This window comes from Peribacillus sp. N1, assembly GCF_054600815.1.
This window is the reverse complement of the sequence record NZ_BAAHZO010000001.1, coordinates 739,504-754,171: the sequence shown is the minus strand read 5'-3', so window position 1 is coordinate 754,171 and position 14,668 is coordinate 739,504. Positions and strand designations below refer to the sequence as shown.

Here is a 14,668-nt window from a genome sequence, read left to right as displayed (position 1 = left end):
AGGTTTTTGAACCTGCACGATTGCTTAAGAAAAGCAGTTATCTTTTACGAATTTTGCTTAATTGTTTCTTCTACGTATTTCAAGAAATCTGTATATGTTGAATTCCCTTCCAGATTTTGCGCTACCACAGTTAAAGGAACTATAACTCTATCTCTCTTTTTAGAGTAAAGAACCGTTTCTGTTTTAATGCCCCTATGCACCCCATCAAGTGCAGAAGAAAAATGATATACAGAATCATATTCATACCATTTAAAATCTTGATTTATATTCCTTTTTATAATTTCTCCAATATAGGCACCTATTCTTATCACAAAATTATCAAAATGATTCTTTAAAAGTTCACTACCCATTTGAGTAGTACATAATCTTTTCGTATAAGCATCTATATAGCGAATGCTTTCAATAGTGAAATCTAAATTTCTCTTTGTTAGGTTCTTTTGATACATCCTGATACATTAATTTCGCAATGCTTTTTAAATCATTTTTTATTAATTTTGTTCTATTTAAGGAACCGAACATATGACATTTCCCCTTTATTAATTATTTAAGTGTTACTTATAAGTCTACACCGGTAGATAAAAAAAGCTATGCAATCTTTAAATACAGTAATTAGCAGGACTTTTTGATTTTTCACAGAACTTCTATACAGAGTATTTCTCAAAGGAGAGTGAAATGGTGGTTCTATCGAAAGAGGGTTTGTTAAATATATTGGAAGGCAACAGGAGCTTGACGTTGAGGGTGGTTGAAGCTTTCCCTGAAGAGGAATTGTTTAATTATGCACCGGCCAAGGAGCTTCGCCCTTTCGTAGAGATGGTTAAAGAAATCATGAACATTGAAACTGCATATATGCGTGGAATTGCACTGGATGTTTGGGAGTTTCCAGATTCGTTTGCCGGAATTTCTACCAAAGAAGAACTTGTATCAGCATGCGAAGCAGTAAGGGATGATACGAGGAAGCTGTGGGAGGAAATGACCGAGGAAACGCTTGGAGTGGTCGAAAAGGATCCTTTTTTCGGTCCCTCACAAAGCCACTTTGATAGACTTCAATATGCCTTGGAAAACGAAATCCACCATAGGGGCCAGGGTTATATCTACCTTAGAACACTCGGAATTGAACCGCCGGAATTTTTCGTAAGGTAATAATGCATTATGTAATAAATTGGGAGCATTGAATAACAAATAAAAAAGTAGGAGTGAAAGAAATGTCAGTTGATGCATATCTTAATTTTAATGGGAATTGTCGACAAGCAGTAGAGTTCTACGCAGAGGTTTTTGGAACGGAACAACCAAATATCATGACCTTTGGGGAAACACCGCCTAATCCGGATTTTACTCTTCCAGAAGAAGCGAAAGATTTAGTCATGCATACAAGGCTAAATATAAATGGAAGCAATATCATGTTTTCAGATACTTTTCCTGGAATGCCTTTTGTTGAAGGAAACAATATCAGCCTGGCTTATGTCAGTAATGATTTGGATGAAATTGAATCGATTTTTAACAAACTAAGTGAAGGCGGTACGGTTGGTGTAGAGCTCCAAGAAACATTCTGGAGTAAAATTTACGGTCAGTTAACCGATAAATTCGGAATCAAATGGCAATTTAACTTCGAGAGCTGAGAAATGGAATTTGGATATAGTGCTTTTCATTGGTGAAAAGTTTCTATATCCTTTTGTGTTTCAGGCAAGGATATTGTAACTAGCAAAGGATTAACGCGATTAGTTTAATGATCGGTTGGAATACACAAATGGCACCCTAACCCTTACAATAGGTCATGATAAATGGTATATAGTAATAGGGTACCTTCAAGGTATTTAATCTTATCGAATAATTTCGCATTTCCATGATTTCCTGGCTAAACTTGAGAACAATAAAGGAGAAAAAATTATGAAAAATAAGATTCAAAAGATCACAACCAACTTGTGGTTTGATACACAAGCTGAAGAGGCGGCGAAGTTATACACTTCCATATTCGAAAATTCTAAGATAGGAAGAATCACTCGCTATGGTAATGCAGGAAATCAAATCCACGGGAAACCAGAGGGATCAGTGATGACCGTGGAGTTTGAACTGGACGGACAAGCATTCGTAGCATTAAATGGCGGTCCGCAATTCAAATTTACCGAGGCAATATCATTTATCATCAATTGCGAGAATCAAGAAGAGGTGGATTATTATTGGGAAAAACTCTCTGAAGGTGGAGATGAAAAGGCGCAAGTGTGCGGTTGGCTGAAAGATCGATTTGGTGTGTCATGGCAAATTGTCCCTGAATATCTAACCGAGATGGTAAACGACTCCGCCACTGAAAAATCGGAAAGAGTTATGAAAGCGCTGCTCCAAATGAAGAAAATTGACATTAAAACTTTAAAGCAGGCGTATATGGGTTAGGTTCCTAAGAAACATCTATCTAGTAAAGTTGAATTCATTCCTGAAAATCATACGATTTTGAAGTAACTAAAACCTAGTTTCTCGGTATTGCAGGTGTGAAATTAGGTTTTGATATTTGAATTTCCTAAAAGTTTAAATCCGCAGTTTCCTGGCGATAACCCCTATTAGTAAGAATAAACTTTCTTAAGTATATTATCATAAATGATCTAAATGGTTTTAAGGGAGAAATAGATACAATGGAAAATATATTTATACCAGCACTACAACATGGCGATGAAATCATAGAAAGAAAAATCCGTTACGACTCCATAGTTGTAGAACATAACTGTTTGCTGTTAAAAGAACAAAATCACCATGTCGTGCTTTTTCATGAAATCATGGATTCGTTCACGATGGAAGCGGGTTCTATAAAATTAACCATTCCTGTAAGCAGTTATACAATTGCTTATTATTGGAAAGACCGTCCTTATAATTTATACATTTGGAGAGATAACGACGGAATTTATTTAGGATCCTATTTTAATATTGTAAGAAATACATATATGGCTGATAAGTTGGTATCCTTTGAGGATTTGATTATAGATATATTGGTGTTTCCGGGTGGGGAATATTTTATTTTAGACGAGGAAGAGTTACCTGTGCCATTAGAGCAATTTGAGAGTGGTTCTGTTAAACAAGCCCTAATCTCTTTACTTGATTCCATTGATATTCTTCTTTCACAAACCATTTCAGAATCCGAGAAGCTCTATAAACATAAAGACCTCCTTCCATGGCTGAACAACAAATGACATACAAAAAGCCTACTTCATTCAGTAGGCTTTTTGTTCTCCCTCACTCACTATCAGCTTGAGCCGATATACTGTCGCCAAGCTCCTCAATGTTCTTAGATACCTTCGCACTGTATGTGTAGTCACCGTAGCAATATGGATATCGAAAATTATCTTTGTCACCGCCGCAATCATAGAGCGTAGGGTTTTTTTCGACCTGAAGCATGGAGAACTTCTTTGCAAGCTTTTCATTATGCTTGCCCCCTTCATTCGCAACGAAATCAATATAACCAATTCCCATGTTATATGCTTGAAGGATCGTGGCAAAATCCACGCCCTTTTCATTGCCATATTCATTGATCCGCTTAAAATGTTTCACTCCATACTTAATGCTTTCCGTTGGATCAGTGATTGTATTTGGATCAAGGCCCGCTGACTCAGATGCCTGCATTGGGTCACCGCCCCGCCCTCGGCTTTCCTGCTGCATCAAAGCAATCAATGTCGAAGTATGCTCCTCAAGTCCGTATTTAGTCAACTCGTCTTGCAGAAGTGAACTATACTTTTTCACGTTCGCAAAGGAATCAAGCGTATTTACTGATGTAGTAACATTTTCGGAATATGGGGTTTGCATGATCTCCTTAATGAGCAAAAATACGAAAATCAGGATGAAAATGGTAAAAATTTTCTTTGATTTCTTACGTTTCTTCTTCACATTCTCTCTCCGTTATCTCTAAGTTAATATATTTATATCTTAACAAATTGTAAGAGTAATAACTATTTAGAATACCCAATTAAATGTTCTGCAAACAGGATTAGCATTAATTGTAATTAGTGTATTTTCTCAACCACTTAACTTAGCCGCCGCAAAATCTTAAAAGGAACAGAGTCACACAGTGCATATTTTTAGGACAATGAGACACCCTACTGGTTGGAGGTGATATGTATGGACAAGAAGAGTGAAAAAGAAGAAATCCTTGATGAAAAAAAGGGGAAATATAGAAACGAATTTGGGGCAGATCCAGATGAACAAGAAATGAATGGTCTATATGGTATGTTGGAAACTGAATATGAAGATAAGCTACACGATAAAGAAAAGTAACGATGGGGTTTCTTGAATATTTGTAAATCGCCTTTTATGGCGTTTTTCTATGTGTTCAAATTCTAAAGGATCGTATATAGTTTCATATGAACTGATTTTTGAATATGCAAAAAAACGAAAACCGAAAAAGTCTTCGTTTTGTCCAAATTTAAATTCGTTTGCTCATTAACTAAAAGGATACAATTAAAAAGGGAGTGACCTACTGTCACTCCCTTTCTCAATTAGTATTGTGAAGATTGTCCGCCATCAATCGGAATGACTACACCGTTGATGAACTCTGATTCCCCTGATAATAGGAAAGCGACTAAACGGCCGACCTCTTCAGGTTTACCGAAGCGTTTCTTAGGATTCACACTGACGAATTCCGCCATTGCTTCTTCCCAATTCTCTCCGCCTATTTGCCTGAATGATCCCTCTACCATCGCTGTTAAGATTACTCCTGGTGCAATGGCATTTATGCTGATACCATATTGGCCATATTCTATGGCAGCTGTTTTTGTTAAGCCTGCTACAGCATGTTTACTTGCAACGTACGCAGCTTGGTTAAGCACAGCACGAATTCCGCCTACAGAAGCCACGTTCACCACTGCCCCTGATCCTTGTTCTTTCATGATTGGCAGAATGTATTTCATACCATAGAAAACACCATTGATATTGATGTCCGTTACTTTGTTGAAAACGTTGCTATCGTATTCAGCCATAGGGGCCTGTTTACCTTCAATACCCGCATTATTATAGAATCCATCGACTCTGCCATATTTGCTGACTGTTTGGTCTACATAGTTCTTTACTGCTTCTTCATCCGATACATCTGCAGTGACCAGAAGCACTTCCGAGTTTGGTGCCATGTCTAAGATTAATTTTTTTGTCCCTTCCAAAGATGCGTCGTTTAAATCAACTAATGAAAGTTTAGCTCCTTCTTTAGCCATTTCCAATGCGGCTGCTTGACCTAAACCTGATCCTGCCCCTGTAATGATTACAACTTTGCCATCGAATCTTTCGCTCATATGTCAAAACTCCCCTTTTAAGTTATCTTGAAAATTTATTTAATTATACTGATTACCCCTTAAAGCTTAAGAATCCATCATCAACTGGAATGACTTGTCCATTAATGGCATCCGCTTTTTCAGAGAACAAGAACGTTACAACTTCAGCAACTTTTTCTGGCTGAATCAATTTTCTCCTCATATGAAGTTGAGCCAAACTGTCCAGGAACTCTTGATCTTCACCAATGATTGGCGTTTCGATAAATCCTGGTGCCACTCCGACAACACGAATCCCATATTGCGCAAGTTCAATTGCACCGGATTTAGTCATCGCGATGACTGCTGCTTTTGCAGCATGGTAATTAAAGCTGCCAATAGAAACCATCGTCCCGTATATTGAAGCTGTATTAACGATCGTTGCGCCTGTTACACCAAGCTCGACCATCTTCCTTGCTGCATAATACATGCCATAATAAACGCCGTGTTGGTCAACATCAACTACTCTGTGGTATGATTCTGGATCCATCTCCAAAAATGGTTTTACTAGTCCAATTCCAGCATTGTTGAAAATGCCATTGATGGTGCCATGATTGGCAATTGCAGCTTCGACCATCGCTTCCACTTCTTCCGCGTTAGCTACATCCACTTTCACGAAAGATGCCGTGCCTCCCTTTTGTTGAATAGCTTCAGCCGTTTCTTTAGCGGCAACATCATTGTAGTCAGCCGCTACGACAATAGCTCCGTGATCAGCTAATTTAAATGCCGTTTCCTTTCCAATTCCGCTGCCTGCTCCTGTAATAATTATGACCTTTCCTTGTAAACTCATGTATTCGTCCCCCTTTAACAAAGTTTGTTGCTTATCAGATTAAAATGGCCCCTCCGTCGATTACAAGTTCTTGACCCGTAATGTGGCTGGAAAGATCGGATACTAAGTACATCATTAGATTTGCAATTTCCTGCGGCTCAGCATACCGGCCATCCGGAGTCGTTGCTTCCAACTGTTTTCTAGCCGCTTCAGCTGCCGCGGAATCTCCTTGACCAAATCCGCTTTCAATCGACCGCATCATAGCCGTGTTGACGACACCTGGGCAGACGGCATTCACCCGGACACCATGTGGAGCTACTTCGACACCAGCTGTTTTCGTCATTCCTAGAACCGCATGTTTACTAGCGCCATACGCCACCATGTTTGGCGTTGCCAGTAAACCAGCTCCAGAAGCTGTATTCACGACCGCCCCGCTTTTTTGTTCAATCATATGGGGCAATACATGTTTCATGCCCAAGAAAACACCTCGTACATTTATTGACATTAATTGATCGAAAACCTCAGCAGGATAGTCGATAAGAGGCATTATTTTGCCTTCCCAACCTGCATTATTCAAGAAAATATCGATTTTTCCATAGAAATCTATCGTTTTTTGAACATAATTTTTTATATCGTCTTCCTTTGTAACATCGGCTTTAACGAATTTGGCTTCGCCGCCTTTTTCTTTGATTTCATTTACCGTTAGCATGCCAGCCTCTTCGGAAAGGTCTACAACAACCACTTTGGCACCATTTTCTGAAAGTGTAATAGAAGCTGCCCGGCCGATACCCCCGCCGCCACCGGTAACAATTGCTACTTTTTCTGTAAAATCAAATGCTTGCATAATATTCTCCCTTTCTCCCTTTGATCTTGGTGATAATATTCTTGCTTGAATACGATTACATAATAACATTCTTTTTGTCGATTGTCGACAATTTGGTTTTAGAGTCAAAGACTCTACATCACTCCACGATTCAAGGCTTCATGCATTTCATTTTTTGCTTTAACTAAATCCTCTTCTAGAATGGCCTCAATAGACATCTTTAATCTGAAATGGAAACTTTCCATCGTTTCCGTATTCCATTGACTTTGGGCAAAAACCATGAGGATATGACTGGCTTCTTCAAAAAATCTTGCTAATGCTTTGTTATTAGCGATTGAAAAAATATATCGAAATATCTGTGTTGCCCTTTTTTGATACTCGATAACATTACCTTTTTCACACTCATCGGTTGCACTTTCCAAATGCTTTCGTAATGATTGCTTATTTTCTGAGTGCCAATTCCCTTGGGAAAATTCAATGCCCATCTGGATCAGTCCAATCGTAACATCATTATATTCAATGATTTCCCTTTGTGAAAATGGCTTGACGATCGTTCCCCGCCTAGGTATTCTCTCAACAATACCGTCAACCTGCAGTAAATAAAGGGCTTCGCGTACTGGTGCACGGCTAGTATTCAATTCTTTGGAAATGTCTTCTTCCACGATTTTCTCACCAGCTTCTATTTCACCTTCAATTATTTTTTTTAAAATGTGTTTAGCGATTTGTTGTGGTAACGATTCTCCAAAATAAATGCCATCTGTCAAATTGGAAGTATTTCCAAACATCTTTCAGCACTCCTATACTTCTATAATTAATTGTGGTTTTTTTAGTATAACATATGGATAGGAATTAACTTCCTTTAATGCTAACCAGCCAAGAAAAACGTATTTTCCTATATGGAAAAAGCTCAAAAAGGCTTAATGTCAGATCGCTTCTTCTAAATGTTTTCCATATTCTACTGATTTTGGCGGTAAAAATGCAACAGATCTAGAGCACCTTTTATATAAAGGGCTCCATGTGTATTTTTTAATCAACTAGCCTCGGTTTCGCTGGATCGCAGTTTGGCTTTTCCGTGTCTGTCGATTCAGCGAGTTTCGTTAAATAATAACATTCTTCTCGCCACATATGATCTGCCATTAATGGCGAAAGCGTTCCAAGAGCCTGCGCACTAAGGTCAAGCTCCTCCAATTCAAGCAGGAAGTGCTGGAAGAATTTAATTTCCAATGTGACGTCGGCATTCATTTTTTCCAATGCTGGGAATGTTGACAGATTGGTTCGTAAAAATCCAGCCATTTCAACAGCTTTTAAATAAAAATCATTAATATGTTTTTTATATTGGTCACTTTTCTCTTTTAATCTTTTTTCAACGTCATCCATATTGGATGATATTGCACCTGCATGTCCTGCTGCATCTAACAGCCAAACTAAATGGTGATGAAGTTCATGAAAAACCGGCGGCATTTGATCTGAATAGAAATATTTCAATAATCTTAAATATTCTTCTAATTCGTTCACCATATGATTAATGAATGAAGGTGAAAGATGTATTTTTATTTTACCTACCAGATGTTCTTTAATTAGGCTTAGCTTAAACTCCCGAAATCTTAATGTCTCTTCTTCTGCGATGGCAGTAAGTTGCGAGATCTCTTCCGAATTGGCTTGACCAAGGAGAGCATCAAAAACTTGAATGAATTCAGAGGCAATTTCAATGTTTTCCACTTCAACCGGCGCTAAAGACTCATGGATGAACCTGGCATGGTCTCCTAAGATTTGCAGCCAAAACCGATGCTCGAATCTAGCTGTTTTCTCCAAAAACTCGTTCATCTTCTCTCCCCCATAATTTAAAGTATAAGAAACTCACTTATAATTTGTATTCCTAAACCTACAAACATATTAATATAAATTAAATGGGGCTTAATGAAGCCTAAGCTTGATCCTATACCTTCAGATTAAATTAATGGGGTCTTTGAGTCGCTTTAAAAACGGTCATTTTAATACAAATTTAAACCAACCTTATATTTATATTGATTTAATCGTTTTGGAAGTGGTGAAACTTTTAAATTAAGGTCGGTAGGAGGAAGGTAGATTGTCAAAGGAAATAATGAGTTACATTGACTATTCAATGGAGAAAATTCCAGGGGGCGAAATAGAATTAAGGGACGATAGAATTAAAAGCAAATGGAAAGCTGAAATAAGACCGTTCCTTCTTGCACGTTATCCTGTTACTATGGATTTCTACTATGCCATTACAAATAAATCACCTAATTCTTTTGATCGGGATCTAAAACCTGTTGTGAATATCTCTTGGAATGATGCAATTTCTTTTTGTAATCTGCTTTCACAGAAAGCTGGGCTGGGAGAGTGTTATTCTAAAAATGGGGAAAACATTGTTTGTGATCGGGAATCAAGCGGTTTTCGACTTCCTTCAGAAGCGGAGTGGCAATATGCATGTAAAGCCGGGACTCCTGGTTATAGATACGGAGAGCTGAATGAGATTGCCTGGTATAACGAAAATTCAGGGGGCACGATCCATGAAGTAGGAACAAAGGAACCGAATCCATGGGGGCTGCATGATATGTTAGGGAATGTTTGGGAATGGTGCTGGGACTTATATGATGAACAAGTGTACGGCACCTACCGTATTTTTCGAGGGGGGAGCTGGGCTGAGGATGCTAGAGGTTGTGGAGCTTCATGTCGCCGGCGCAGCCATCCGACATTTTGTATAGACGACCTAGGATTCCGTCTTGCCCGGTCTTTTTAACCTTAGCAAACAAGCCAAATCCATTCAAAACTCAAAGCTTTATCTTAGTTGTACATCTATTCATATTTATTACCAGTTTCTTGGTAGAATTCCGATGGGAACAAAATAAAAACCTGAAAAATTTTCAGGTTTTTTATAATTTCTTCATTCGATTACCAGAGAAATGCGAGAAAAACTAAAGATGAAATTGCACCAAATGCAAATCCATTTGCGGCCCCCCAGCCATATCCTGCATTAAAACCTCCATAACCAAAACCCCCAAGGTTTCCGCCTCCGTCAAATGGGCGAATATATACACGGTTCGGTGTAACCCGGTGTATGATTCCCCGATGTACGGTTCCTCTGCTTGTACGAATTTCAACCGGTCTTCCCACACCTTGCCTGCATTTATGATAATAATTATGATATCCCATTTTGCACTCCCCTTATCAGTCGATTTTACATCGTATGCATTCAGGGACTAGCATGCATGGATTAAATACCCACCAATCATTTAAAAGTCTTTCCCATTTTCCTTATCACTCCTTGAAACCAAAGCATAAAATACATTTATACATGTACCAAAGGAGATTATGCCATGAACCACTCATACCAAGACGCACTAGCCATACTTGGAATTGAAGGGGCACACCCTGGTGGATTTGAACTGACTAAGCAGATCTTGAAAAATGAAAAAATCGATCATACGTCAATAATCCTTGATGCCGGATGCGGGACAGGGCAAACCTCATCTTACTTGGCAAAAACGTTTCTTTGCCAAGTATCCGCGCTTGATAATCACCCTGAGATGGTGAAACATGCAAAAAAAGGATTCCAAAAAGCTAACTTAAGCATTGACCTATATAAGTCTTCAATAGAAGAACTGCCTTTTGACAATAATTCTTTTGATTTTATCATAGCCGAATCAACGACTGCATTCACGGATATACAAAAATCACTCCGAGAATTTTACAGGGTTCTTAAACTAGAAGGAACTTTGTTATCCATTGATATGACAGCGGAAACAAGCCTTGATCCTGTCTCAAAAAAAGAAATCATTAACTTTTATAATTTAAGGGAATTATTGACGCAATCCGAATGGTTAAAGGCCTTCCAACAAAACGGATTTACAGATTTAAAAATCTTGAAATCAAGTACCGTCTTAGACGAATTAATGAATTCTTCAGCAACAAATAGATCCATTCAGCCTTTGAATGGATCCTTGGAACGAGTCATGGACGCACATTACCGCCTCATTTTATCTTACGGAAACAGCCTCGGTTATAGAGTATACAGAGCAAGTAAAAAATAGGGCATTCATCATGAATAAGGCAGCTTAATATGTGTCTGGAATCTTGAACACAATGATAAAAACCTGGAACAAGTTCAAGGTTTAAAGGGATGGTCCTATTTAGACGATGATCTGTACACAATTTCGGCCATTCTTCTTTGCGGCATATAAGGCTTGGTCGGCCCGTGGCATCAATGTTTTGATGGAAATGCTTCGGTCACCAGCTTCAATTAATGCAGTAGTCACCCCGAAACTGCAGGTAACGGAAATCATCTCTTCATTAACCACTGCAATACTTTCAGAAACCTTTTCCCTTATCATATCGGCCAACTCATATGCAGCGGGTAAAGCGGTATTCGGCAAACATATGATAAATTCTTCACCGCCATAACGCCCCAACAAATCTCCTTCCCGAATGTTTTCCTTTGCAATATTCGCTACAAGCGTTATGGCCGCATCCCCTGCTTCATGTCCAAAAGTATCATTTACATTTTTGAAATGATCGATATCAAACATGATGACTGAAACATTGCCGCCTTCCATGCTTAGAGCATCAAATAAAATTTCCGATTTTTTGATGAAAAATGTTCTATTCAATATTTGGGTTAATCCGTCCAAGCTGGCAAGTTGCTTCATCTTTTCCAGCATGAGTACTCTTTCAGTTACATCGGCGAAGGTAATGATCTGTCCGATAGACAGGTTGTTTTTGTTGAACACGGGTGAAAAACCAATATGGTAATGTACCATATCACCATTTATGCTGCAATTAAAGTCACTGTCCTGTTTAAGGTCGATTATTCCCCTAAGAAGTTGATTCCCATTTAGCACACTTGTAATCGATTTACCAATGGAATGTTCATCCAACATGGGCAAAAATTTGCGCATTCCACGGTTATAGTCGACAATCAACCCCTGTTGATTTAAAACGATTACTCCCTCTTTCATACTTTCAAAGACGGTTTCCCGAGCGATCGGGGCTACATTGAACATTTGAAAAGTCAAAAGTGCCGCACCATGAAAGATAAACGTGATACTCATGGATACAGGACCAAGATCGATACCATATGAGCTTAGTCCATTTATATAAAAATAATTTGCTATTATAGGAATAAGAAGACCTGCCACCATCATTGATATTTGCATCCTGAATCTGAATGAAGATTTTTTCACCTGTTTTAGCAATATTATTATACTTATCATCACACATAAAAAAAGAAACAGGGAGTGTACGTAAAACCAAGGGCCGCCCACCAGTTTAATAATTGGAAAAGGACTATCGCTTCTCAATTCCATTGATTTGTAATATAAGTGATGAAGGTCATTTGTAAAATGCATGAAAATGGTGATGAACGGTATGATGAAGAGTGCATATTGCCAGACCTTCTTAATTCTCTGACCTACATATTCAATGCACATCAACAAAAGGAATACTGGGATGAATGGTAATGCCAAGTACTCGACCCTTAACCAGAATATGATTTGTTCTAACGATGTACTGGAAAGTTCGAAAGCATAGGAAAAAGTAAAGATGGAAGACAATAATGTCACGAGAATATAGGCTTTTGCTCCAGGTGCATCCTTGATCTTTAACTGTGCAAATAAACACAGAAACAAGCTTGAAGCACCTGCTATTATAAGTACGAGTATGTATAACAATAACTCCCGTGGCAATGCGAATCAACTCCGTTTAACAAAAAAATAGTTTTCCGTATATTATATAGCACTTTATGACTAGGTGACTAGAGTTTATTCAGGGAATTCTGAATTTTAAATCCCTTATTTACTTACACCCCAAACCGCCGAATAAAATAAACATCCAGTTTTACAACATGAAAAACCCTGCTTCATCACCTTGAACGTGAGTGGCAGGGGTGATAATTCAAATAAATGAAGTATTTAGGTACGGATTATACCTTCTCTGTTACTGCTGTGAATCGCTTTAAGAATGAAAGTATTTTTTGGTAGACCGCAATTTCATTTTCTTTTTTGGAAAATCCATGTCCCTCATCTTCCAGAAGCATATAATCGACATCTCTTCCTTTACCCTTCAAGGCTTGAACGATTTGATCTGATTCCTCTTTGACGACACGGGGATCGTTTGCTCCTTGAATGACGAGCATTGGCTTTATCATCGATTCTAAATAGGTGATAGGCGAATACTCGATTAGTTTTTCTTTATCTTTTTCCGGATTTCCTACCCACTGATCCATGATTGGCTTCCAGTCTTCTGGAACGGAATTGATAAATGAGAAGAGGTTGGATGGACCGAAAATATCGACAACTGCCTTAAAATAATCTGCATGTCTTCCGTGGAGCAGAAGTGCCATATACCCTCCGAAGCTTCCCCCCATCAATAAGATGTTACCTTTTTGTGCATGTCCTTGGTCTATTAGCCAATCAAGGCCGGCTACATTATCATGTCGTGGCCCATTTCCCCAATCTCCCTCTACCATTTTCGTGAATTCCAAACCATAACCAGTAGAACCGCGGAAGTTTGGCGCAAAAATACTGTAACCGTGATTCAGGAAAAATTGAAATGAAGCTCTGAAGGACTTCCGTTCTGCCGCTTGAGGTCCTCCATGAGGCCAAAAAATGACTTCACCATTGTCATTTTCCTTTTTTGCCCTAAAAAATAACGACTCGATCTCCAGGCCATCAAAGGAAGTGTATGTAATGATGTCGGGTTCAACCAATTCATCAGAATCGACGCCAGGAACAGTATATTTAGTTAATGATACCCACTCATCACCTGTATTTTTATAGATATTATGAGGCTTTGTTGCACCCATGCCAAATAAGTAAAGCGTGCCTGATACAGCAACCTGAAGCTTATTAATGACGCTGCATGGCACGGGGATGTTTCTCCAATTTTCATTTTGCAGATTGAATTCATATAATTGATCCTCTACACCCTTTTGACTGGTTATATATAAAAGTTGATTCTCTTTACTATAATTAATGGCAGTAAAACTCTCATTCTCCAATTCTTTAACTTTACAGAATTTGTTTGTTTCAAGGTTGTATGAAGCCAAATAGGTAAAGTCCGAATCATAATCAGTCAATATATATATCATCGAATCCGAAACAAAAACACCATCATTCACTGTATGCTGTTTCTCAGTGGGCGGAGTGAGCAGGATATCTTCGTTCCCTTTTTTTGCATAGAGAAGGGTATTCGTATTGGAAAAGTGTTTATAGTAAAGCAAGGTTTCTTCATCAGGGCTAAAGCCAAATAAATAGGTGGCTGCATCCTTCCCCTCCAATACCAGCTTTTCCTGTCCTGATTCTAAATCTAAACAATAGGCATTTAGAAAAGAAGCATTTCCTCTGGATGTCGTGTAATAGAGCTTTTTACTGTCATTGGATAATTTCGGCATGAAATTTCGTGTATTTTCATGATGAACGATTTCCTTCATTGTCCCGCCATTCAAAGGAACCCCGTAAAACTGGGTATTTTCATTACCGTCTTGGTCGAAACCAGCAATTATGAACCGGCTCTTCTTATCATATATCAGTGCTTGGCAGCTTTGATCAATGGATGTAAGCGGATAAGGAAAGGAGTTTGGCAAATCCATTCCCCATAAATTGTACTTACCGCTCAAATTGGTACTGAAAACCAGATGTTTTTCATCTGGACTTACGGCAAAATCAGCAATGGAAAAAGTTCGTAAAAATTGCTCCACATCAGGTTTTGGAAAAGTGATCATCATTGGCAACCCCTTACATTTATAATATTAAGAAATATCCGTAAATAATTATACCATATTTTTCC

Annotated in this window: 17 protein-coding genes; 7 read left to right on the top strand and 10 right to left on the bottom strand. The window is 38.4% G+C overall.

From position 1 onward, the window contains the following. Positions 1–44: 44 nt before the first annotated feature. On the bottom strand, positions 45–446 hold the full coding sequence (locus ACYP5M_RS03570; protein ID WP_434169569.1) for a hypothetical protein: 402 nt from the start codon (positions 444–446) through the stop codon (positions 45–47). Positions 447–672: 226 nt separating this feature from the next. Here ACYP5M_RS03570 and ACYP5M_RS03565 point away from each other — a divergent pair, with 226 nt between their 5' ends. The 4 genes from ACYP5M_RS03565 (at position 673) to ACYP5M_RS03550 (ending at position 3,173) form a co-directional block, all read left to right on the top strand. Beyond that, entirely contained in the window at positions 673–1,140 is a 468-nt protein-coding gene (locus ACYP5M_RS03565) for a DinB family protein (protein WP_434169568.1), read from the top strand. 62 nt (positions 1,141–1,202) lie between these two features. Then, positions 1,203–1,616, top strand: a complete 414-nt coding sequence (locus ACYP5M_RS03560; protein ID WP_459734656.1) for a VOC family protein — start codon at positions 1,203–1,205, stop codon at positions 1,614–1,616. Between the two features lie 268 nt (positions 1,617–1,884). Continuing rightward, entirely contained in the window at positions 1,885–2,385 is a 501-nt protein-coding gene (locus ACYP5M_RS03555; RefSeq protein ID WP_434169566.1) for a VOC family protein, read from the top strand. A gap of 236 nt (positions 2,386–2,621) precedes the next feature. Further along, on the top strand, positions 2,622–3,173 hold the full coding sequence (locus ACYP5M_RS03550; RefSeq protein WP_434169563.1) for a DUF402 domain-containing protein: 552 nt from the start codon (positions 2,622–2,624) through the stop codon (positions 3,171–3,173). A 43-nt stretch (positions 3,174–3,216) separates the two neighbouring features. On the opposite strand, the gene ACYP5M_RS03545 is transcribed toward ACYP5M_RS03550, so the two are convergent. Continuing rightward, positions 3,217–3,864, bottom strand: a complete 648-nt coding sequence (locus ACYP5M_RS03545; RefSeq protein WP_434169562.1) for a lysozyme family protein — start codon at positions 3,862–3,864, stop codon at positions 3,217–3,219. A 231-nt stretch (positions 3,865–4,095) separates the two neighbouring features. Here ACYP5M_RS03545 and ACYP5M_RS03540 point away from each other — a divergent pair, with 231 nt between their 5' ends. Next, on the top strand, positions 4,096–4,251 hold the full coding sequence (locus ACYP5M_RS03540; protein WP_434169561.1) for a DUF4021 domain-containing protein: 156 nt from the start codon (positions 4,096–4,098) through the stop codon (positions 4,249–4,251). A 221-nt stretch (positions 4,252–4,472) separates the two neighbouring features. Here ACYP5M_RS03540 and ACYP5M_RS03535 read toward each other — a convergent pair whose 3' ends face one another. From ACYP5M_RS03535 to ACYP5M_RS03515, 5 genes are all read right to left on the bottom strand, one after another. Next, positions 4,473–5,258 carry a glucose 1-dehydrogenase gene (locus ACYP5M_RS03535; protein ID WP_459734655.1) on the bottom strand — a complete coding sequence of 262 codons (786 nt, stop codon included), beginning with the start codon at positions 5,256–5,258 and terminating at the stop codon, positions 4,473–4,475. Between the two features lie 52 nt (positions 5,259–5,310). Beyond that, entirely contained in the window at positions 5,311–6,063 is a 753-nt protein-coding gene (locus tag ACYP5M_RS03530) for an SDR family NAD(P)-dependent oxidoreductase (RefSeq protein WP_459734654.1), read from the bottom strand. Positions 6,064–6,097: 34 nt separating this feature from the next. Beyond that, the gene (locus tag ACYP5M_RS03525; protein ID WP_101222105.1) at positions 6,098–6,886 is read right to left on the bottom strand and encodes an SDR family NAD(P)-dependent oxidoreductase; all 789 of its coding nucleotides are present in this window, start codon (positions 6,884–6,886) and stop codon (positions 6,098–6,100) included. A 113-nt stretch (positions 6,887–6,999) separates the two neighbouring features. Next, positions 7,000–7,650 carry a GntR family transcriptional regulator gene (locus tag ACYP5M_RS03520; protein ID WP_459734653.1) on the bottom strand — a complete coding sequence of 217 codons (651 nt, stop codon included), beginning with the start codon at positions 7,648–7,650 and terminating at the stop codon, positions 7,000–7,002. Between the two features lie 241 nt (positions 7,651–7,891). Continuing rightward, positions 7,892–8,689: a DUF2935 domain-containing protein gene (locus ACYP5M_RS03515; RefSeq protein WP_459734652.1), complete on the bottom strand. Its 798-nt coding sequence runs from the start codon at positions 8,687–8,689 to the stop codon at positions 7,892–7,894. A 298-nt stretch (positions 8,690–8,987) separates the two neighbouring features. Here ACYP5M_RS03515 and ACYP5M_RS03510 point away from each other — a divergent pair, with 298 nt between their 5' ends. Then, positions 8,988–9,626, top strand: coding sequence for a formylglycine-generating enzyme family protein (locus ACYP5M_RS03510; protein WP_459734896.1), 639 nt, complete (start codon positions 8,988–8,990; stop codon positions 9,624–9,626). Positions 9,627–9,778: 152 nt separating this feature from the next. On the opposite strand, the gene ACYP5M_RS03505 is transcribed toward ACYP5M_RS03510, so the two are convergent. After that, positions 9,779–10,039 carry a hypothetical protein gene (locus tag ACYP5M_RS03505; protein ID WP_459734651.1) on the bottom strand — a complete coding sequence of 87 codons (261 nt, stop codon included), beginning with the start codon at positions 10,037–10,039 and terminating at the stop codon, positions 9,779–9,781. A gap of 164 nt (positions 10,040–10,203) precedes the next feature. On the opposite strand from ACYP5M_RS03505, the gene ACYP5M_RS03500 reads away from it, so the two are divergent. Then, positions 10,204–10,917: a class I SAM-dependent methyltransferase gene (locus ACYP5M_RS03500; RefSeq protein WP_434169557.1), complete on the top strand. Its 714-nt coding sequence runs from the start codon at positions 10,204–10,206 to the stop codon at positions 10,915–10,917. Positions 10,918–11,016: 99 nt separating this feature from the next. Here the strand turns inward: ACYP5M_RS03500 and ACYP5M_RS03495 are convergent, their stop codons facing one another. Both ACYP5M_RS03495 and ACYP5M_RS03490 read right to left on the bottom strand, forming a co-directional pair. Next, entirely contained in the window at positions 11,017–12,567 is a 1,551-nt protein-coding gene (locus ACYP5M_RS03495; protein ID WP_434169556.1) for a histidine kinase N-terminal 7TM domain-containing diguanylate cyclase, read from the bottom strand. Positions 12,568–12,803: 236 nt separating this feature from the next. Continuing rightward, positions 12,804–14,603, bottom strand: coding sequence for a S9 family peptidase (locus tag ACYP5M_RS03490; RefSeq protein ID WP_459734895.1), 1,800 nt, complete (start codon positions 14,601–14,603; stop codon positions 12,804–12,806). Between the last annotated feature and the right edge of the window lie 65 nt (positions 14,604–14,668).

What these genes read in the sequence shown, in the direction of transcription:
- ACYP5M_RS03570 (WP_434169569.1), bottom strand. Translation starts at nt 446, where the DNA reads ATGTATCAAAAGAACCTAACAAAGAGAAATTTAGATTTCACTATTGAA.
- ACYP5M_RS03565 (WP_434169568.1), top strand. Translation starts at nt 673, where the DNA reads ATGGTGGTTCTATCGAAAGAGGGTTTGTTAAATATATTGGAAGGCAAC.
- ACYP5M_RS03560 (WP_459734656.1), top strand. Translation starts at nt 1,203, where the DNA reads ATGTCAGTTGATGCATATCTTAATTTTAATGGGAATTGTCGACAAGCA.
- ACYP5M_RS03555 (WP_434169566.1), top strand. Translation starts at nt 1,885, where the DNA reads ATGAAAAATAAGATTCAAAAGATCACAACCAACTTGTGGTTTGATACA.
- ACYP5M_RS03550 (WP_434169563.1), top strand. Translation starts at nt 2,622, where the DNA reads ATGGAAAATATATTTATACCAGCACTACAACATGGCGATGAAATCATA.
- ACYP5M_RS03540 (WP_434169561.1), top strand. Translation starts at nt 4,096, where the DNA reads ATGGACAAGAAGAGTGAAAAAGAAGAAATCCTTGATGAAAAAAAGGGG.
- ACYP5M_RS03535 (WP_459734655.1), bottom strand. Translation starts at nt 5,258, where the DNA reads ATGAGCGAAAGATTCGATGGCAAAGTTGTAATCATTACAGGGGCAGGA.
- ACYP5M_RS03530 (WP_459734654.1), bottom strand. Translation starts at nt 6,063, where the DNA reads ATGAGTTTACAAGGAAAGGTCATAATTATTACAGGAGCAGGCAGCGGA.
- ACYP5M_RS03525 (WP_101222105.1), bottom strand. Translation starts at nt 6,886, where the DNA reads ATGCAAGCATTTGATTTTACAGAAAAAGTAGCAATTGTTACCGGTGGC.
- ACYP5M_RS03520 (WP_459734653.1), bottom strand. Translation starts at nt 7,650, where the DNA reads ATGTTTGGAAATACTTCCAATTTGACAGATGGCATTTATTTTGGAGAA.
- ACYP5M_RS03515 (WP_459734652.1), bottom strand. Translation starts at nt 8,689, where the DNA reads ATGAACGAGTTTTTGGAGAAAACAGCTAGATTCGAGCATCGGTTTTGG.
- ACYP5M_RS03510 (WP_459734896.1), top strand. Translation starts at nt 8,988, where the DNA reads ATGGAGAAAATTCCAGGGGGCGAAATAGAATTAAGGGACGATAGAATT.
- ACYP5M_RS03505 (WP_459734651.1), bottom strand. Translation starts at nt 10,039, where the DNA reads ATGGGATATCATAATTATTATCATAAATGCAGGCAAGGTGTGGGAAGA.
- ACYP5M_RS03500 (WP_434169557.1), top strand. Translation starts at nt 10,204, where the DNA reads ATGAACCACTCATACCAAGACGCACTAGCCATACTTGGAATTGAAGGG.
- ACYP5M_RS03490 (WP_459734895.1), bottom strand. Translation starts at nt 14,603, where the DNA reads ATGATCACTTTTCCAAAACCTGATGTGGAGCAATTTTTACGAACTTTT.